Below are 18,780 nucleotides of genomic sequence, written 5' to 3'. Positions count from 1 at the left end.
TCGGTCCTCTGTCACAGCGGCAGCGTGACGCGCATCACCAGGCCACCGCCCTCGCGGGGCTGGGCCGCGATGTGGCCACCGTGCGCGCGGGCCACGGACCGGACGATGGACAGGCCGAGGCCGACGCCCTTGTCGCTGCCCGTGCGCTCCGTTCGCAGCCGCCGGAAGGGCTCGAAGAGGTTGTCGATCTCGTACGCCGGCACCACCGGCCCGGTGTTCGTGACGGTCAGCACCGCCTGGCCGTGCTGGACCTCGGTGGCCACCTCGACCCACCCGTCCTCGGGCACGTTGTATCGCACCGCGTTCTGCACCAGGTTCAGCGCGATCCGCTCCAGCAGTACGCCGTTGCCCTGCACCACGGCCGGCTTGCGCTCGCCGCGGATCTTCACGCCCTTGGCCTCGGCCTCCGCGTGCACCTGGTCGATGGCCTGGGTGGCCACCTCGGCCAGGTCGACCGGCTTGCGCTCGACGATCTGGTTGTCGCTGCGGGCGAGCAGCAGCAGGCCCTCGACCAGCTGTTCGCTGCGCTCGTTGGTGGCGAGCAGGGTCTTGCCGAGCTGTTGCAGCTCCACCGGCGCGTTCGGGTCCGACAGATGCACTTCGAGGAGCGTGCGGTTGATCGCGAGCGGGGTGCGCAGCTCGTGGGAGGCGTTGCCCACGAAGCGCTGCTGGGCGGTGAAGGCCCGTTGCAGCCTCTCCAGCATGTCGTCGAAGGTGTCGGCCAGCTCCTTCAGCTCGTCGTCCGGGCCGTCCAGCTCGATCCGGCGGGACAGGTCCGAACCGGCCACCTGACGGGCGGTGCGGGTGATGCGGCCGAGCGGGGACAGCACGCGGCCGGCCATCGCGTAGCCGAACGCGAAGGCGATCACGGCGAGGCCCAGCAGGGCCAGCAGCGAGCGGCTGAGCAGGTCGTCCAAGGCCGCCTGGCGCTGCTGGTCCACGCAGTGGGCGATCGCGTCGTTGAAGTCCGACAGCGGCAGGCTGGTCGTGTTGATCGCGGGGCACTTGCCGCTGGAGACCTGGAGCTTGTCGAAGCTGACGATCTTGAACAGCGGCTGGTTGCCTGTGCTGATCGCCTGCGCGGCCAGCAGGTAGATGATCGACAGCAGCAGGATGCCGGCGATCAGGAACATGCCGCCGTACAGCAGCGTGAGCCGTATGCGGATGGTGGGGCGCAGCCAGGGGAACGGGGGCTGCGGTCTCCTGGGGTCCCAGGTGGGCTTCGGTGGCGCCTGAGGCGGCGCGGGTGTCGCGGCCACGGGGATCAGATCCGGTAGCCGGAGCCGGGCACGGTGACGATGACCGGCGGCTCGCCCAGCTTGCGGCGCAGCGTCATCACCGTCACGCGCACCACGTTGGTGAACGGGTCGGTGTTCTCGTCCCACGCCTTCTCCAGCAGTTGCTCGGCCGAGACGACCGCGCCCTCGCTGCGCATCAGAACCTCCAGGACCGCGAACTCCTTGGGCGCGAGCTGAACCTCCTTGCCGTCCCGGAAGACCTCGCGGCGGTTGGGGTCGAGCTTGATACCGGCGCGCTCCAGAACGGGCGGCAGCGGCACGCTCGTACGGCGGCCGAGGGCGCGCACGCGCGCGATCAGCTCGCTGAACGCGAAGGGCTTGGGCAGATAGTCGTCGGCGCCGATCTCCAGGCCCTCGACCCGGTCGCTGACGTCGCCGGACGCGGTGAGCATGAGCACGCGCGTGGGCATGCCCAGCTCGACGATCTTGCGGCAGACGTCGTCGCCGTGCACCAGCGGGAGGTCGCGGTCGAGGACGACCACGTCGTAGTCGTTGACGCCGATGCGCTCCAGGGCGGCCGCACCGTCGTACACGACGTCGACGGCCATGGCCTCCCGGCGCAGTCCGGTGGCCACCGCATCGGCGAGCAGCTGCTCGTCCTCGACGACGAGTACGCGCACGTCGCTTGTCCTTCCTCATGTCCACCCGCGTAGCGCGCCGTGGGCGCGTGCGGGCAGGAGTGTTCGTGGGGTGTGACCTCCATCCTGCCCTTTTCGGCCGTAAGTCGGCTGTAAGGCGGGTTGCGGACCGCAGGGACCGGCGTTCCGGGGCGGGAATACGAGATTTTCTCCTCCGGTTGAGGTTTCCGGGTGAGGGAGCGGGGGGAGGACGGCTGGTACACCCCGCGATCACGCTCTGCATGTGCCGCAGCACCATGCGGTACCCGGCCGCCGCTTCTCGCAGAGTGGGCGTGGGTGTCCGGCACCGTCGCCGCCCGGCAGGGCAGCGCTGGGCACCCGCGAGAGCCGTGATCGCCCCTTTCCCGACGGCACACCCCCGTGCCACCGACCCACGACCCAGGACGAGGGGGCGCAGCATGGACGCTTTCACCGCAGGACTTCTGCAGCGCATAAAGGCGACCGAGTCCGACCTGTCGCGGGCTCGTGACGAGGGCGACGACTTCCTCGTCGAGGTGGAGCAGGCAGAGCTCGACGACCTGCGACGCCTCGCCGCCGAACACGGTGTGGAGGTCGGCGCGTCACGCGTCTGATCGACCCTGAGCGCAAGGACGGGACCCCCGGCGAATCCAGCGCCGGGGGTCCCGTCTGTCCTACCTGCGCATCCGAGGCCTCAGGCCGGCTCAGTCATGCCACGCCCCGAAGTCCTCCAGCAGCCCCTGGAGCGGCTCGAAGACCCCCGGTGACCCGGCGATGGTCAGCTCCCGCGACGGGCCGTCCCCGGGCCGCCCGCCCACCAGCGCGCCCGCCTCCCGGGCGATGAGGTCCCCCGCGGCGAAGTCCCACGCGTTGAGCCCGCGCTCGTAGTACCCGTCCAGTCGGCCGCAGGCCACGTCGCACAGGTCGATCGCCGCCGAGCCGCCGCGCCGGATGTCGCGCAGCAGCGGGATCAGCCGGGCGGCCACCTCGGCCTGGTGGGTGCGGACCTCGGCGACGTAGTTGAAGCCGGTGGAGACCAGCGCCTGGTCCAGCGGGGGCGCGGGGCGGCAGGCGAGCGCCCGCTCGCCCTCCCATGCACCCGTCGCCCACGCGCCGCCACCGCGCACGGCGTGGTACGTCTCACCGCGCATCGGCGCCGCCACGACCCCGGCGACGGTCTCGCCGTCCTGCTGTGCGGCGATGGAGACCGCCCAGGTCGGCAGTCCGTACAGGTAGTTGACGGTGCCGTCGAGCGGGTCGATGACCCAGCGGACGCCGCTCGTACCCTCGGCGGAGGCACCCTCCTCACCGAGGAAGCCGTCGTCGGGCCGCAGGCCGGAGATCAGGTCGGTGATCAGCTTCTCCGCCGCGATGTCCATCTCCGTGACGACGTCGATCGGGCTCGACTTGGTCTTCGCCACGGCCAGGTCGGCCGGGCGGCCGTCCCGCAGCAGCTCTCCGGCGCGGCGGGCGGCCTCCAGGGCCAGTTCCAGCAGGTCCCGGTGCAGGGGGTCGGTCACGGGGCTCCTCACGCGTAGGGGCTGTCGGCACCGGCGGCGGCCGGGTGGGGTGCGCGGGCGGGGCAGCAGCCGACCGGGCAGAGGTTGTGGCTCGCGCCCAGCGCGCCCAGGGCGCAGGCGGTGATCTCCTGGCCGCGCTCCACGGCGGCACGCTCGGTGATCAGCTCACGGACGGCGGCGGCGAAGCGCGGGTCGGCGCCGACCGTGGCCGAGCGGCGCACCGGCAGGCCCAGCTCCTCGGCCTTGGCCTTGGCCTCGGTGTCGAGGTCGTAGAGGACCTCCATGTGGTCGGAGACGAAGCCGATGGGCGCCATGACGACGGCCGGGACGCCCGCCTCGTGCTGCTCCTCCAGGTGGTCGCAGATGTCCGGCTCCAGCCACGGGATGTGCGGGGCGCCGGAACGCGACTGATAGACGAGCCGCCAGGGGTGGTCCACGCCGGTGCGTTCGCGGACGGCGTCGGCGATCAGCTGGGCCACGTCCAGGTGCTGCTCGACGTACGCGCCCCCCTCGCCGTGGGCCTCGACGGGACCGGAGGTGTCGGCGGCGGAGGTCGGGATGGAGTGCGTGGTGAAGGCGATGTGGGCGCCCGCGCGGACGTCCTCGGGGAGGTCGGCGAGGGAGCGCAGCACGCCGTCGATCATGGGCTCGACGAAGCCGGGGTGGTTGAAGTAGTGCCGCAGCTTGTCGATCTTCGGCAGCTCAAGGCCCTCGGCCTGGAGGGCGGCCAGCGCGTCGGCGAGGTTCTCGCGGTACTGCCGGCAGCCCGAGTAGGAGGCGTAGGCGCTGGTGGCGAGCACGAGGATGCGGCGGCGGCCGTCGGCGACCATCTCGCGCAGGGTGTCCGTCAGATACGGCGCCCAGTTGCGGTTGCCCCAGTAGACCGGCAGGTCCAGGCCGTGCTCGGCGAAGTCCTTGCGCAGGGCGTCCAGCAGGGCGCGGTTCTGGTCGTTGATGGGGCTGACCCCGCCGAACAGGAAGTAGTGCTGCCCGACTTCCTTCAGGCGTTCCTTCGGGATGCCCCGCCCGCGCGTGACGTTCTCCAGGAACGGGACCACGTCGTCCGGGCCTTCGGGGCCGCCGAAGGAGAGCAGGAGCAGGGCGTCGTACGGGGTGGCATCGAGCGCGTCTGGCATGACCCGATCCTCCCACCCGCCGCTGACGGCCGGGAAACAGCCGGGTGACGAGTCGGGTTCCAGGGGGTTTATGACGTTTTACTCCGCCGCCTGTCCCGCAGCCCCTCCCGCTCGGTAATCGAGGTGCGCTTAGGGTTCCCTAACTCGTAATCTGTATCGGCCGCATTCGCGCCTTACCGAGCCGCCGGAGACCACGTGCCCAGCCCCTACAGAGCCCTGTTCGCCGAGCCCGGCACGAAGGCGTTCTCCGCCGCTGGATTCCTCGGCCGGATGCCGCTGTCGATGATGGGCATCGGCGTGGTCACGATGATCTCCCAGCTGACCGGCCGGTACGGCCTCGCCGGCGCGCTCTCGGCCACCATCGCGCTGTCCGCCGCGGCGATCGGCCCGCAGATCTCCCGGCTGGTCGACCGGCACGGGCAGCGCCGGGTGCTGCGCCCGGCGACCCTGGTCGCGCTCACGGCGGCGGCCGGGCTGCTGCTCGCCGCACACCTGAGATGGCCGGACTGGGTGCTGTTCGTGTGCGCCGCCGGGATCGGCTCCGTGCCGAGCCTCGGCGCGATGATCCGGGCCCGCTGGGCGGTCCTGTACCGGGGCACCCCGAAGCTGCACACGGCGTACTCGTTCGAGTCGGTCGTGGACGAGATGTGCTTCATCTTCGGCCCGATCATCTCCATCGGGCTGTCCACGGCCTGGTTCCCGGAGGCCGCTCCGCTGCTGGCAGCCGGCTTCCTGGCGGCCGGCGTCTTCTGGCTCACGGCCCAGCGCGCCACCGAGCCGGAGCCGCATCCGCGCGAGCACCACGGCGGTGGCACGGCCCTGCGCTCGCCGGGGCTCCAGGTGCTGGTGGCCACCTTCGTGGCGACCGGCGCGATCTTCGGCGCTGTGGACGTGGTCACCGTCGCCTTCGCCGACGAGCGCGGCCACAAGGGCGCGGCCAGCGTCGTACTGGCGGTGTACGCGGCCGGTTCCTGTGCGGCCGGGGTGGTCTTCGGGCTGCTGCGGTTCGCCGGGGCACCGGAACGCCGCTGGCTGCTGGGCGTGGCGGCGATGGCCGTGAGTATGATCCCCCTCCTACTGGTCGGAAACTTGCCGCTTCTGGCCGTGGCGCTGTTCGTTGCAGGGATGGCCGTCGCGCCGACGATGATCACCACGATGTCCCTCATCGAAGAGCACGTACCTCGCGCGAAACTCACCGAGGGCATGACCTGGGTGAGCACCGGCCTCGCGGTCGGTGTCGCGCTCGGCTCGTCCGTGGCCGGCTCGGTGATCGACGCAGCCGGGGCGCGGGCCGGGTACGGGGTTCCGGCAGTGTCCGGGGCCGTCGCGGTCGCGGTCGGTTTCCTCGGGTACCGCCGGCTGCGCAGGCCGGCCGCGGGTCGGGGAGGCACCGTTGAGCAGCACAGCGAGCGGGAAGAACGGCACCTGGCGTAACTGGGGCGGGAACGTCACCGCCCGGCCCGCCCGGCAGGTCGAGCCGGCCTCGGTGGAGGAGCTGGCCGAGGCGGTACGCCGGGCCCGGGAGGACGGCCTGAAGGTCAAGGCGGTCGGTACGGGCCACTCCTTCACGTCGATCGCGGCCACCGACGGTGTGTTGATCCGCCCTCAACTGTTGACCGGTATCCGCAACATCGACCGGGAAGCCATGACCGTCACGGTCGAGGCGGGCACCCCGCTCAAGAGGCTCAATGCCGCTCTCGCGCGCGAGGGCCTGTCGCTCACCAACATGGGCGACATCATGGAGCAGACCGTCTCCGGGGCCACCAGCACCGGCACGCACGGCACGGGCCGCGAGTCCGCCTCGATCGCCGCCCAGATCAAGGGGCTCGAACTCGTCACGGCCGACGGCTCGGTGCTCGCCTGCTCCGAGAAGAAGAACCCCGATGTCTTCGCCGCCGCCCGAATAGGCCTCGGCGCCCTCGGCATCATCACCGCGATCACGTTCGCCGTGGAGCCCCTCTTCCTGCTCACCGCGCGCGAGGAGCCGATGCCGTTCGAGCGGGTCCTCGCCGAGTTCGATCAACTGTGGGCCGAGAACGAGCACTTCGAGTTCTACTGGTTCCCGCACACCGGCAACACCAACACCAAGCGCAACAATCGCAGCGCGGGCCCGGAGCAGCCGGTGGGACAGCTGGCCGGCTGGTTCGAGGACGAGTTCCTCTCCAACGGCGTGTTCCAGGTGGCGCAGTGGGTCGGCCGCGCCGTCCCCGCCACCGTTCCCACCATCGCGCGGATCTCCAGCAAGGCCCTGTCCGCGCGGACGTACACCGACATCCCCTACAAAGTCTTCACCTCACCGCGCCGGGTGCGCTTCGTGGAGATGGAGTACGCCGTGCCACGCGCGGCCCTGGGGGAGACCTTGCGCGAGCTGAAGTCCATGGTCGACCGCTCGGGCCTGCGCGTCAGCTTCCCCGTCGAGGTGCGCACGGCCCCGGCCGACGACATCGCCCTGTCCACCGCCTCCGGCCGGGACAGCGCCTACATCGCCGTCCACATGTTCCGGGGCACGCCCTACCAGGCGTACTTCACCGCCGCCGAGCGCATCTTCACTGCTCACGAGGGCCGGCCGCACTGGGGCAAGGTGCACACCCGGGACGCCGAGTACTTCGCGCGCGTGTACCCGCGTTTCGGCGAGTTCACTGCGCTGAGAGACCGGCTTGACCCGGATCGGCTGTTCCAGAACGACTACGTGCGGAGGGTTCTGGGGGCGTAGGCGTCGCGGCGGACCCGCTGGGTGTCGGGGTCGGGGTGGCCGGGGACTCGCTCGGCCGCCCGCTCGGGGAGTCGCCGGGCACCGGCGCCGTGCTGTGCGTCGTGGCACCGCCGGAACCCGGTGTGTGCTCGTGGGACGGCGTGTCCGAGGGGGCCGGTGCCTCGTCGGTCCGGGAAGGCGTGCCGGACGTCGAGGAGGACCCGCCCCGTCCGGAAACGGCGTCGCTGACCGTCGTACCCGCACCGCCGCTGAAGCTGCTGCCGGAGGCCAGTTCGTACGTCGTGATGCCGGCCATCGTGACGCCGAAGACCAGTGCGGCCGCGACGACCGGCCGCCGCCAGCTCTTCTTCACGCGCGCGCGGTAGACGGTCCCCGCGGTGAACTCCCCCAGAGCCGGTGCCACTTGCTCCCTGGGACGGGCCACGACCGTCGCCTCCCGCAACTGCTCCCCGGTCCTCTTGAAGAAGTGCTGGAACAGCGAACCGCCACAGGTGGCGACGACGCTGACGATTCCCGCGCCGAGGATCGTGCCGTACACCCCGAAGTACGACGCCAGTTTGGCCGCCACAACCGCCGCCAGGGCACTGCCCGCGACCTGGGGCACGCTCAGGTCGATCCGCTTGCGACCCGCATCGGGCGTCTCACGCATACCCGGAACTTGCCTGCCTTTCCCGTACTTGATCGACATTGACCGGCCGACCACACGAGAAGGGACGCAGAGCAGAAACCATTAGTTCCGTTTCTGGGGATTGCGTGAAGTTCGCCACGTTCATGATCAGCGGAACCGCTTGCCGGGCCCCAAGTCGCGGCCCTTGCCAGAAGTTGGGCGGCGCGCCCATCCACGCACATGGTCCAAATGGAGTACTGTTGCGAGCCCTGGGCCCGGTCTCCCACCAGGGTGTCCGGGGCCTTGCAGGACCGCCGGGAGGGGGCTAGTTGCACAGGGTGACGGAGTTGGTCACTTAGCGTTGCGAACAGGTAACCGTGCCATAACGGCGGCCCAGGGCCCGTGCCCGACACGCCGGGCAACTCGGCAAGGTTGTGGCAGGCTGCACCCGGGCAGGCCACACTCGACTAGCGGAAGCAGCGACGCACGTGACGTCGGCAGGCACCACCCGGGAGGTCCCCATGCCCGAACTGCGTGTCGTGGCCGTCTCGAATGACGGCACACGGCTGGTGCTCAAAGCTGCCGACGCGACGGAGTACACCCTTCCGATCGACGAACGGCTCCGCGCCGCCGTACGCGGTGACCGGCCCCGCCTCGGCCAGATCGAGATCGAGGTCGAGAGCCATCTGCGCCCGCGTGACATCCAGGCGCGGATACGCGCGGGTGCCACTGCGGAAGAGGTCGCGCAACTCGCCGGCATCCCCGTGGACCGGGTCCGCCGCTTCGAGGGTCCTGTGCTGGCCGAGCGCGCCTTCATGGCCGAGCGCGCCCGCAAGACCCCGGTCCGCCGCCCCGGCGAGAACTCCGGCCCGCTGCTCGGCGAGGCCGTCCAGGAGCGGCTGCTGCTGCGCGGCGCCGAGAAGGACACCGTGCAGTGGGACTCCTGGCGCCGCGACGACGGCACCTGGGAGGTGCTCCTCGTCTACCGGGTCGCGGGCGAACCGCACTCGGCGAGCTGGACGTACGATCCGCCCCGGCGGCTCGTGCAGGCCGTGGACGCCGAGGCACGCTCGCTGATCGGCGAGTCCGACGATCTCGCCGTGCCCGAGCCGAGCTTCCCGTTCGTCCCACGCATCGCCCGGCTGCCGCGCGAGCGTTCGATGGACCGCGCCCTCGACCGCGGTGAGCGCGAGCGACCGAGCCTGCCCGCACAGCCGTCCGAGCCGCCCGAGGAGACGACGAGCGAACGCGACTCGCTCACCAGTCTCCTGGAGGCCGTGCCGAGCTTCCGCGGCGACCTGGTGGTCCCGGAGCGCCCGGCGGAGGCCGTGGAAGAGCCCGTCGACGAACCGGCGGCCGAGGAGCCGCCGGCACCCGCCGCCTCGGCCGGTTCGGCCTACGCGGACGTCCTCATGCCCCGCTCCGTCGGCAGCCACCGCGACCGGCTCATCGGTGCCACCGACCGCCAGGCCGAGGCCGACGGCGTCCGTCCCGGCCGCCGCGCCGCCGTCCCGAGCTGGGACGAGATCGTGTTCGGCACGCGCCGCAAGAAACAGGAGTAACCGGCCGTCCAGAAATGGACAGCGGGGGCACGCGTGCGTGCCCCCGCTTCCGGCTGCCGTTACTGCGGGTCCGCCCCCACCGCCACCGGGCGGTCCGGGTCGGCGGACCACTCGGACCAGGAGCCGACGTACAGGGCCGCCGGGATGCCCGCCACGGCCAGCGCGAGGACCTCGTGGGCGGCGGAGACGCCCGAGCCGCAGTACACGCCCACCTCGGCGTCCGCTGCGACACCCAGGGCCTTGAACCGGTCACGCAGTTCGGCCGCGGGCAGGAAGCGGCCGTCGGGGCCCACGTTCTCCGTCGTCGGCGCCGACACCGCGCCCGGGATGTGCCCGCCGACCCGGTCGATCGGCTCCACCTCGCCCCGGTACCGCTCCCCCGCGCGCGCGTCCAGCAGCACGCCCGTACGAGCCAGGAGGGCGGCCGCGTCCGCGTCCAGCAGCCCGCCGGCGGCCGGCTCCGGCCGGAAGTCGCCCTCCGCCGGATCCGGGGACTGCGTGGACAGTTCGCCCTCCCAGGACGGCAACCCGCCGTCGAGGACCCGCACGTCCGGGTGACCCGTCCAGCGCAGCAGCCACCACGCGCGCGCGGCGGCCCAGCCCTGGCCACCGTCGTACACGACGACCGGCCGCCCCGCCGACACACCCGCACGGCGCATCGCGGCGCCGAACTCCTCGATGTCCGGCAGCGGATGACGGCCGCTCTCCCCGGGCTCCGAGGCGAGCTCCCGGTCCAGGTCGACGAAGACCGCGCCGGGGATGTGCCCGGCGGCGTACTCGGCCCGCCCGTCGAAGGCCGGCGCGCTGGCCGCCTTCGCCAGGCTCAGCTGCCAGCGCACGTCCAGCAGCACCGGCGGGCGGTCGCCGGTCAGCTCGTGTGCGAGATCGGTTGCGGTGATGATGGCGTTCATGGCGTCCATGGATACGCCAGGGGTGGCCGCGGCGTCCAGGTCCGGCTACTCTGCTCGGCCGGACACGCTCGATCACCAGGCGTAGGGGATCGAGCACGTGCTGTACCGCCGACGGACACCCACCGGCCACCGCGAGGCAGCGCCGAAAGTCGGCAGAACGGGCATCCTCCCGGAGGTGTCGCCGAGCGGCGGCGCGGTATGGCCCGCCGTGGCGTGGAGGATGCGGGCACCGGCACGGGCGTACCCGCCGCGCCGGCGTGGACACCCCTCCCCCGCGGGGGAGGGGAAGCGACACGGCCACCGTGAGGGGGCCGGGGAGAGAGTGATCGATGACCGAGGCACGGGAGTCGGCCGGTCCGCGCGCGCGGCGCGCGCCCGGCACGCCCTGCTGGGTGAGTCTGATGGCGCACGGGCTGACCGCCACCGAGGAGTTCTACGGCGAGCTGTTCGGCTGGGAGTTCCGGCCGGGCCCACAGCAGCTCGGCCCGTATGTGCGGGCGCTGCTCGACGGGCAGGAGGTGGCCGGTATGGGCCAGCTGCCGCCGGACCGCCGACTGCCGATCGCCTGGACGCCGTACTTCGCCTCGGACGACGTGGACAGTACGGCGGACACGGTACGGGAGTGCGGCGGCACGGTGGCGGTCGGCCCGCTGGACGCCGCCGAGGCCGGGCGGATGGCCATCGCCGCCGACCCCTCCGGTGCGGTGTTCGGGATCTGGCAGGGCTCGGCGCACCTCGGCACCGCGATCACCGGTGTGCCCGGGACGCCGGCCTGGAACGAGCTGGTGACGTTCGAGACGGAGAGCGTCGCCAAGTTCTACACGACCGTGTTCGGCTACGAGGCGGAGCCGGTGGTGTCCGCCGACTTCGACTACATGACCCTGCACCTCGACGGCCGTCCGGTCGCCGGGCTGCACGGCGTGGGCCACGGCCTGCCCCGGGACCGGGGGCCGCACTGGCAGACGTACTTCGAAGTCGCCGACGCCGAGCTGACGCTGCGCCAGGTGACGGAGCTGGGCGGCCGGGTCGTCCGGCAGGCGCACGACAGCCCGCACGGGCGCGTGGCGACGGTGGCGGACCCGGAGGGCGCGGTGTTCTCGGTGCTCCAGGACCCGCGCTGAGCGCTGGGACTCAGTTGGCCCTGGAGATTCAGCCGGCACTGGGGCTTCAGCCGGCTCCGGGGCTTCAGCCGGCTCTGGGGCTTCAGTCGGCCGAGACCGGCAGGACGTCCGGGGACAGGGCCGCCGCGCGGGCCGATGCGGCGGTCATCCGGCGCCGGTGGTGGCGGCGGCACAGCACCTCGTAGCCGACCTCGCCGGTGGACTGGTCGACGTCGCCGACGACGACCTGGGCGCCCTCGACCACCATCTCGCCGCCGACCGTGCGGGCGTTGTGCGTGGCGCGGGCGCCGCACCAGCACAGCGCCTCCACCTGGAGCACCTCGATGCGGTCGGCAAGCTCGACCAGCCGCTGGGAGCCGGGGAAGAGCTTGGAGCGGAAGTCCGTGGTGATCCCGAAGGCGTACACGTCCAGGCCGAGATCGTCCACCACGCGCGCGAGCTGGTCGATCTGCTCGGGTGCGAGGAACTGCGCCTCGTCCGCGATCACATAGTCGGCCCGGCGGCCCTGGGAGAGGTGCTCCACGAGGTAGGCGTACAGATCCTGGTCGTCCGCGACCTCCACGGCGTCGGTGACCAGGCCGAGCCGCGAGGACAGCTTGCCCTCGCCCGCGCGGTCGCTCCGGGTGAAGATCATCCCGACGAGGCCCCGCGCGGAGCGGTTGTGCTCGATCTGCAGAGCCAGCGTCCTTTTGCTTGACTATCCACCATCCATCGAGCCACTCGCGATGCGGGCCTCGGCGGTCCGTGCCAAGGAAGGATGTAGCCGCTGCCAAGGTCGAGACCAGCTACCGCCAGGCACCTTCGGAGCACACACGAAGGTGCTCTCGGCAATCGAGTTCGGCACCAGAATGCACAACACGACTCCCGGAGCTGCACCCCCAGGCGCTCGCCCAGGCCCTCACCGATCTCGCCGACCGGCTGGACGTCGCCTGCATCGAGCACAGCACCCGCAACGCGATCGCCGACCAGAAGAAGGCGGAACAACGCTGGCGAGAGTGGGAAGCGAGCGACAAGCTCGTGCACGTCAGCACGGCCATCGCCTGCCCACCCGACCGAGTCCAAGACGTCGCAGGGCCCTCTCCGACTACACGCGGAAAGTCGCCAATCGCCTGGGCCCCGGAGTCACAGCGCCGAGCAACGGCTGGGAGGGGCGTCAGCGTGCTCTGCGTCGTGCAGGAACAGACGGCCTTCGCTCGCATCGACCCGGGTCACGCACGCTCTGAACGTCGCCCACTGCTTTCACCGCCACGTGTGCAGCGGCATGTCCAAGGCCTCAGCCACTTCCGCCTCGGTCCGCACTTTCGGCACTCCAGATCCCGTCAGCCGAGCGGGTGAGGTGGGAGTCGGACCGACGGGCGCCATCGCCCCTCAGGGGGCATAGTCGCCGCCCCACTCTTGTGTGCCCGGCTCTGTTCTCTTCGAGTCATCACGATGTGCCGTCCCTGGATCAGCGCCGTGGTGGAAATGCTCATTGTCTCGGATCGCCCTCTCCAGCGCGTGGCGTAGACCGAGGCGCTGGCCTTCCTGGTACGCACGGGTGTACTCGATTTCGCCGAGTGACCTACAGGCATTTTCGAGACCGCGTTCCCGGTGGGCGGTCAGGAGGGCGAAGCCGAAGAGCCGCGGAGTGCCGGACGGGTGCCACACGCGGTCCACGGCTCCCAGCAAGACCGCCGCCGAGCGTGCGTCGCCATAGAAGGAGAGCACCCAGGCCAGAGTCTCGCTGAGGGTTGCTTCTCCCAGGTGTTCGTCGATCTTCCTAGTGTGCCGGAGCGCACGGTGGAGGAGTTGCAGGGCGATCTCCGGCTGCCCGGCTTCACCGTAGTCGACGGCGAGGGCCCATAGCAGGTAGCACTGGTGCCACGTGTTTCCTTGGGCCTCGGACATCGCCAGGGCCTTTTCGAGCAGGGTGGTGGAGCGAGTGCGCTCACCCTGGAGAACGGCGGCGAAGCCGAGTTGGGCAATGCACTGCTGCTGTGTCAACAGCGGAGCGGACCAATGCCCGGTTGCCAGGGAAGAGTTCGCGTGCCGTGCTGCGGTCTCCGTGTCACCGGTGACCAGTGCAGCCAAGCTCCGCAGCTGTAGAAACGCAGCGGTGAGTTCGGCCCTGGTCGCCCGGTAAGCCGAGGGGTCTGCAGTGCCGGAAGCGGCGGGTATGTTGGCCAGGGCCTGTTCGCTGCGGTTGATCACCTCGTGGGTGCCGTTGTGGTCTCCGTGGAGGAGCAGCAAGAAGCCGGCCACCCATGCGGCTTGGCACCATGCGGCGGTGGTCTCGGGGGAGGGGGGCTGCGGGTGCCGTTCGAGGATCGTTCGCATCCAGTGTGCGCCCTCGCCCACATTGGCCGATGTCAGACAGTGCAGCCAGAAGCCGAGGGACGCGCGTAGCACGGCCTCCGCGGGCTCACCGGTCGGCGGCGGTGCGGTGACGATCTGCCGCAGGTTGGGGTGTTCGGCGCGCAGGCGACGCAGCCACTCGGCCTGTGCAGAGGAGCCGTAAGCGATTCCGGCCTGTGCGGCAAGATTGAGATACCACGCACGATGGCGACGCAGGGCGAGCTGCGCTCGACCGCTCTCCGCCAGGCGTTCCTGCCCGTATGCACGAACGGTTTCGAGCATGTGCAGGCGGGTGCGACCGCCTGTCTCGACCCTGGTGAGGAGTGACTTGTCCACGAGCCCGGCCAAGGCTTCGAACGCGTCATCGGTTACGGCGGCATCGAGCACTTCGCCCTCTTCGGCACGTCCGCAGAGTTGCTCGGCATCGGTAAGCAGCACACCGCCGGAACACAGCGACAGCTGCTGCCAGGCCGTTCGCTCGGCCTCGGTGCACAACTCGTAGCTCCAGTCGAAGAGTGCGCGCAACGCCTGATGGCGAGGGTGCGCTGCGCGGTCGCCGCCGCCGGGGCCGAGCAGGCGGAACCGCTGGTCGAGCCGTTCCAGAAGCTCGTCGACGGTCAGGGTGCGCAGCCTTCGTGCGGCGATCTCCAAGGCGAGGGGCAGGCCGTCCAGCCTCTGGCACACACGAGCAACGGTGTGCCGGTTCACCTCGGTGCCCCGGAAACCGGGGGCGGCAGCCTCGGCACGGTCCACGAAGAGGGCCATGGCCGGTGAGGTCACGGGCCCCTCGTCCACGGCGCCTGTCTCGTACAGGCGCCCATTCACCAAGGTAGGCAGGCCCAACGGTCTCACCTGCAGCACATGCTCGGCACCGATAGCGAGGGGCTGCCGACTGGTGGCGAGGACGCGCAGTTCCGGCAAGAGCGCAAGCAAGTCACGGACGGTGCTCACGCATCCGTCCAGCACATGCTCACAGTTGTCGAGGAGGAGAAGGACACTACGTCCCCGCAGCGCCCCGGCAAGCGCGGACAAGGGGTCCTGCCTCGCCCCGGCAACCACGCCAACTGCGGAGGCGACCGCCTCGACGACGGCTTGGTCGCTGCCGAGGTCGGCCAGCTCCGCACAGTACGTACCATCCGTGAATCGCTCGGCCACCTCACGGACGATTCGCTTGGCCAACCGCGTCTTACCCACACCGCCGATCCCGACCAGCGTGACCAGCCGGCATCGCTCCAGCAGGTCACCACCGGCGGCCAGCTCAGATTCGCGGCCCACGAAACTGGTGCCTTCCACGTCACCGAAGCCATGCGGGATGACATGGGCGGCAGTCCCTTGCGTCTCAGACTCGTGCAGGTCACGCCGCACCTGCTCCCAGCGCTCGTCCCACGAGTGTGAATCCCCGCCACAGGCGCGGACGTAGGCACGGAGTACCTCTCGGGTGGGCAGCCGCTGCCCAGCGGCGGCCTGAGACAGGGTACTGGGAGAGAAATGAGCCGAATCGGCCATCTCCGAGTAGGTGAGTCCGGCCCCCTCACGGAGTGAGCGCAACCCCAGCGCGAAGCGTTCCAGTGGACCCGCATGTGGATCGAGCGGCTGTTCCCGACGCCCCGGCCTGCCTGCCAACTCTGCCCACCTCCCCGGAGTTCAGATTGATTGGTTGATTATGGCTGCTCTCGCAGAGTGGCGAACAACCCTCGCCGTCTCCGATGCTCAAGGTCAATCGCTCCGCTGAGCAGCCGAGGTCGAGGCGGGGTGCGTCGGAATTGTCGCGCGCTGCCGTGATGCGGCTGCTCTACCGGCCCAGGGAGGGCAGGCAGAGGCATGTGCGGATGACGGCCGTCGGGCTGTCCGCAGGGAAACTTCACGAGTAGGAGACGGAGACCACGGGGTCATGGATGCAAGGACGACGGAGTCAAGGACCACTTCGGACTTGGCAGCCGATAGCACGGTTGTTGGTCGGCTCACGGGATGTGCGACGCAGGAGTGTCTGAGCCTGGGCGCGCGCTGGGTGTTTCCCGTATCGGTCGAACGTCTGGCTGAAGGTCAGGAGCAGTCCGAGTCCTCGGCGCCCGAGGGGGCCAATGCGCCGCGTCCTGCTTCCGTGTCCAACCGGATTGTGCTCGCGAGACCGTCTCTGACAGGGGCAGAACAGTGTACCGGAAGGGGAGTTGACGTTGTTCGTCATGCCGTGGCGGGCTTGCGGGAGTGCAGGCCGTCGGAACGGGCGTATCGACAATGGCACGGCGGTTTTCAGGAGGTTGCGGTGATGGGTGTGGAAATCGCGGTTGGATACGTGTTCGCCTGGCTGATGGCCAAGGGCCGCCGGGTGGCAGGTCGCGCCGATGCGGAGATCGACCGCGGCCTGGACACCGGAATGGACCGACTGCACGACCTGGTCAGCCGCAAACTCGGGCAGGACCCTGCGCTGGAGCGGGCCCGCGAGGAGGCCGAGGCCGGGCAGACGGAGCCCTCGGAGCGGACGCGGCGGCGGCTGGCGGACTCCCTGGAGGACGCCGCCGAACGAGACGGGGCCTTTGCCCAAGCGTTGGAGAAGCTGGTCAAGGAGCTTCAGGTCAGTAGCGGTTCCGGAGGCGGAGTGTCGGCGTCGAGTGAAGGGCAGGCCATCGGCGGGAACGTGGACATCCGCGCCGAGGGCGGTTCGGCAGCCGCTCTGACGATGGGGAACGTGACGCTCGGGTCCACTGGAAACCCTCAGCAGCCGGGTCCGGATCAGGGCTGACCGTACCCGGCGCTACCGCAGGCCCGAATGCCAGACCGTACGACGCTGCCGGTAACACGGCCATCACTGCCAACGGCGGGGGCATCGCTGCTGGCAGCATCGGCAAGATCGACAACAGCAAGAAGCGCAACATCCGCATCGGCTTAGGAGCGTTCGCCCTCCTTGTTGTCGTCCTCGGTGGCTACGGAGTCACGCAGTGGGCCGGCAGCGATGGCGGGACCAAGGCGAACGACCAGTCGTCCGTTTCAGGGGAAACTGACGACCCGCAGAGTTCTGCTGTCGGTGACGCCAAAGCACCAGAGGCCAAGACAGTCAACTTCGACATACAGGGGACTTGGACCAACCTCGGGGGCGATAAAACCGTCTACCGTTCTCGGGGGAAGGTAACCGCAACGGTTGGTCAGCCCACCCAAAGCGACGACACGTGCGGACTGAGGGCTCTTCCTGGAAAGTCGATTGTTCCAGTGACATTCGAAGTCATCAATACAAACGATCCACGCTGGGAAGTTGATTCCAGCAAGTTCGACCCCGATACCGTCACGATTTCCATCAAGGACGTCCCCGAAGGGGTGACGTACTACACCCGAAACGCGGTTGGTAACTGTGGATCGGGGCTTGCGCTTGGGAGTCGAAGAGGTTCTGGGGCTGTGAACACCGCGACGCTCGTCCTGCAAGGATTGCCTGAAGGGAAGACAGTCGATATCGCCCTCGAAGTCGAGGGCCCCGATAGCGTCCTCGATATGTATCAGGAAGGGATGAAGTACGAAGAAGGGACCCCTCAACCCTTCTCGATCTCGGTTCAGGGCTGACATTTCGTGGATCGCTGGTGGACATACGCAAGTGCCTAACCTCACCGACTTCTCGGGGCAACAACGTAGGTGTGAACGAGACGGGCACGGGCGTCGCCTTCCCACAAGGCCCTAGCCTCGCGCTTTCACGAGGTGCTGTCCGGTAGGTGATCAGCTCTCTGAAGAGAGTGTCTGACCAGCGAGAATGAGGATTGCCGAGGTCCTGCTTCCTGCACCAGCCGGAGGCACTTCTCGGGTGAGTAGCTGGCATGACGCCCGGACTTGCACAGCCGCGCGAGCGGGCCGAGCCGTTAGAACGGCGGCGACCAACGTCCTGCCCAGGTCGGCATATTCCCGGCTGGAGGCCAAACGGGGTCCTGTGGGAACGACGGGTGGGGCCACACGTGGCCCACCCATTCGCATTCTGGGATCGCACCCTCCCAGTCGTCGGTGCAGCGGTCGGCGTAGTCGCGGCCTACCAGCACCGGCCGGGTCAGCAGTCCGTTTGCGGCGTTCTGCACTCGCAGGACCAGACCCAGGTCGTTGATCCCGGGGTTTCCACGCGGCCCATAGGACACGCCGCCCATCGAGTCGGGCAGATCGAACAGCCATTCCTCCAGCTCAGCCGGGCTGCCACCGACCAGCTCCACCCCGTCCAGTGTCACCTGCGGCCCGCGAACGGCATCAATGGCAATGCAGAACAGTCGGCCGGAGCCGTCGAAGTACTCGTAGACGGTCGGTTCCGCCGGGCTGAGCCCCAGCTGTATACCCACGACCTCTGGAAAATAGGGCTCGGCTTGGAACCGACGTAGCTCAGCGGTCTTCGGCAGCGCCATCGCTGCCTCATCCATACTCATGCCGAACTGCAACGGCCCGACGCTCTCCAGCGGGGTGAGCACCCACACCGGCCGGGCCCGTGTGGTGGCTTCTTGAGAGCCTGGCAACGTCATCCCACCCATTCCCCTCTGCTGACCTCGAGCTCCAAGAGGTGAACTGTCCGATAGGTGATCACCTATACGAAAAATGCCTCTGACCAGCGAGAATAAGGATTGGTCTAGGCCCTTGTTCACGCGTTCGCCGGAGGCACTTCTCAGGTGAGTAAGCGTATCGGGTCGTACCCGCGTGTGCTGATGTCGGGCGGCGGCTGCGGGGTGGTTGGGCAGGCCGGCGGGGTGCTGTTGGTCGAAACGGCCCGCCGGGCCGGGCTGGACGCGGCGCTGTCCGCTGCTCTCGCGCCGTGGCGCAAGCCCAGGGCAGTGCACGATCCGGGCAAGATCCTGCTCGACCTGGCTCTGGCGACCACGCTGGGCGGTGACTGCCTGGCCGACATCGCGATGCTGCGCGCCGAGCCGGCCGTGTTCGGGCCGGTGGCCTCGGATCCCGTTACCTTCTTCGTGGCCCCGCAATGGGGCTCCCGGCCTCCGGGCCCGGCATGACTGAGATCCCCAGTCGAT

General features: G+C 69.8%; 16 protein-coding genes and 2 pseudogenes. 8 read left to right on the top strand and 10 right to left on the bottom strand.

Going from position 1 to position 18,780, the window contains the following annotated elements; all coding sequences use genetic code 11:
- Positions 1-11: 11 nt before the first annotated feature.
- Both LE548_RS40325 and LE548_RS40320 read right to left on the bottom strand, forming a co-directional pair.
- On the bottom strand, positions 12-1,259 hold the full coding sequence (locus LE548_RS40325) for a HAMP domain-containing sensor histidine kinase (RefSeq protein ID WP_225102018.1): 1,248 nt from the start codon (positions 1,257-1,259) through the stop codon (positions 12-14).
- A gap of 5 nt (positions 1,260-1,264) precedes the next feature.
- Positions 1,265-1,918: a response regulator transcription factor gene (locus tag LE548_RS40320; RefSeq protein ID WP_003993508.1), complete on the bottom strand. Its 654-nt coding sequence runs from the start codon at positions 1,916-1,918 to the stop codon at positions 1,265-1,267.
- Between the two features lie 416 nt (positions 1,919-2,334).
- Between LE548_RS40320 and LE548_RS40315 the strand changes: the two genes are divergently transcribed.
- The gene (locus tag LE548_RS40315) at positions 2,335-2,508 is read left to right on the top strand and encodes a hypothetical protein (RefSeq protein ID WP_167381439.1); all 174 of its coding nucleotides are present in this window, start codon (positions 2,335-2,337) and stop codon (positions 2,506-2,508) included.
- Positions 2,509-2,598: 90 nt separating this feature from the next.
- Here the strand turns inward: LE548_RS40315 and LE548_RS40310 are convergent, their stop codons facing one another.
- Positions 2,599-3,414: an inositol monophosphatase family protein gene (locus LE548_RS40310; RefSeq protein ID WP_225102017.1), complete on the bottom strand. Its 816-nt coding sequence runs from the start codon at positions 3,412-3,414 to the stop codon at positions 2,599-2,601.
- A gap of 8 nt (positions 3,415-3,422) precedes the next feature.
- Positions 3,423-4,550: a ferrochelatase gene (locus LE548_RS40305; RefSeq protein WP_225102016.1), complete on the bottom strand. Its 1,128-nt coding sequence runs from the start codon at positions 4,548-4,550 to the stop codon at positions 3,423-3,425.
- Between the two features lie 195 nt (positions 4,551-4,745).
- On the opposite strand from LE548_RS40305, the gene LE548_RS40300 reads away from it, so the two are divergent.
- Entirely contained in the window at positions 4,746-5,984 is a 1,239-nt protein-coding gene (locus LE548_RS40300) for an MFS transporter (RefSeq protein ID WP_225102015.1), read from the top strand.
- A complete protein-coding gene (locus tag LE548_RS40295) occupies positions 5,944-7,263 on the top strand; it encodes a D-arabinono-1,4-lactone oxidase (protein ID WP_225102014.1) in 1,320 nt (439 codons plus the stop codon). Before LE548_RS40300 ends, LE548_RS40295 begins: the two co-directional genes overlap by 41 nt.
- Here the strand turns inward: LE548_RS40295 and LE548_RS40290 are convergent.
- Positions 7,187-7,912: a hypothetical protein gene (locus LE548_RS40290; protein WP_225102013.1), complete on the bottom strand. Its 726-nt coding sequence runs from the start codon at positions 7,910-7,912 to the stop codon at positions 7,187-7,189. The genes LE548_RS40295 and LE548_RS40290 overlap by 77 nt on opposite strands.
- Positions 7,913-8,391: 479 nt before the next feature.
- On the opposite strand from LE548_RS40290, the gene sepH reads away from it, so the two are divergent.
- The gene (gene sepH / locus LE548_RS40285) at positions 8,392-9,432 is read left to right on the top strand and encodes a septation protein SepH (protein ID WP_225102012.1); all 1,041 of its coding nucleotides are present in this window, start codon (positions 8,392-8,394) and stop codon (positions 9,430-9,432) included.
- Between the two features lie 59 nt (positions 9,433-9,491).
- Here the strand turns inward: sepH and LE548_RS40280 are convergent, their stop codons facing one another.
- Entirely contained in the window at positions 9,492-10,343 is an 852-nt protein-coding gene (locus LE548_RS40280; RefSeq protein WP_225102011.1) for a sulfurtransferase, read from the bottom strand.
- 329 nt (positions 10,344-10,672) lie between these two features.
- Between LE548_RS40280 and LE548_RS40275 the strand changes: the two genes are divergently transcribed.
- Positions 10,673-11,464 (top strand): VOC family protein, encoded by a 792-nt coding sequence (locus LE548_RS40275; RefSeq protein ID WP_225102010.1) that lies wholly within the window; start codon positions 10,673-10,675, stop codon positions 11,462-11,464.
- An 82-nt stretch (positions 11,465-11,546) separates the two neighbouring features.
- Here the strand turns inward: LE548_RS40275 and LE548_RS40270 are convergent, their stop codons facing one another.
- From LE548_RS40270 to LE548_RS46790, 3 genes and pseudogenes are all read right to left on the bottom strand, one after another.
- The gene (locus LE548_RS40270) at positions 11,547-12,146 is read right to left on the bottom strand and encodes a thymidine kinase (protein WP_225102038.1); all 600 of its coding nucleotides are present in this window, start codon (positions 12,144-12,146) and stop codon (positions 11,547-11,549) included.
- 686 nt (positions 12,147-12,832) lie between these two features.
- Entirely contained in the window at positions 12,833-15,163 is a 2,331-nt protein-coding gene (locus LE548_RS40265) for an AAA family ATPase (RefSeq protein ID WP_225102037.1), read from the bottom strand.
- A gap of 39 nt (positions 15,164-15,202) precedes the next feature.
- Positions 15,203-15,346, bottom strand: a pseudogene (locus tag LE548_RS46790) (helix-turn-helix domain-containing protein); the annotation flags it as partial.
- A gap of 640 nt (positions 15,347-15,986) precedes the next feature.
- Here LE548_RS46790 and LE548_RS40255 point away from each other — a divergent pair.
- A complete protein-coding gene (locus LE548_RS40255) occupies positions 15,987-16,538 on the top strand; it encodes a hypothetical protein (protein WP_225102009.1) in 552 nt (183 codons plus the stop codon).
- A gap of 464 nt (positions 16,539-17,002) precedes the next feature.
- Positions 17,003-17,347, top strand: coding sequence for a hypothetical protein (locus LE548_RS40250; protein WP_225102008.1), 345 nt, complete (start codon positions 17,003-17,005; stop codon positions 17,345-17,347).
- A gap of 290 nt (positions 17,348-17,637) precedes the next feature.
- On the opposite strand, the gene LE548_RS40245 is transcribed toward LE548_RS40250, so the two are convergent.
- Positions 17,638-18,276: a hypothetical protein gene (locus LE548_RS40245; protein ID WP_225102007.1), complete on the bottom strand. Its 639-nt coding sequence runs from the start codon at positions 18,274-18,276 to the stop codon at positions 17,638-17,640.
- Positions 18,277-18,420: 144 nt separating this feature from the next.
- On the opposite strand from LE548_RS40245, the pseudogene LE548_RS40240 reads away from it, so the two are divergent.
- Positions 18,421-18,708 (top strand): annotated as a pseudogene (locus LE548_RS40240) (transposase); the annotation flags it as partial.
- Positions 18,709-18,780 lie beyond the last annotated feature (72 nt).

Source organism: Streptomyces sp. CoH27 (genome assembly GCF_020181035.1).
Taxonomy (GTDB): Bacteria; Actinomycetota; Actinomycetes; order Streptomycetales; family Streptomycetaceae; genus Streptomyces; species Streptomyces camelliae.
This window is presented reverse-complemented; position numbering and strand designations above follow the sequence as displayed.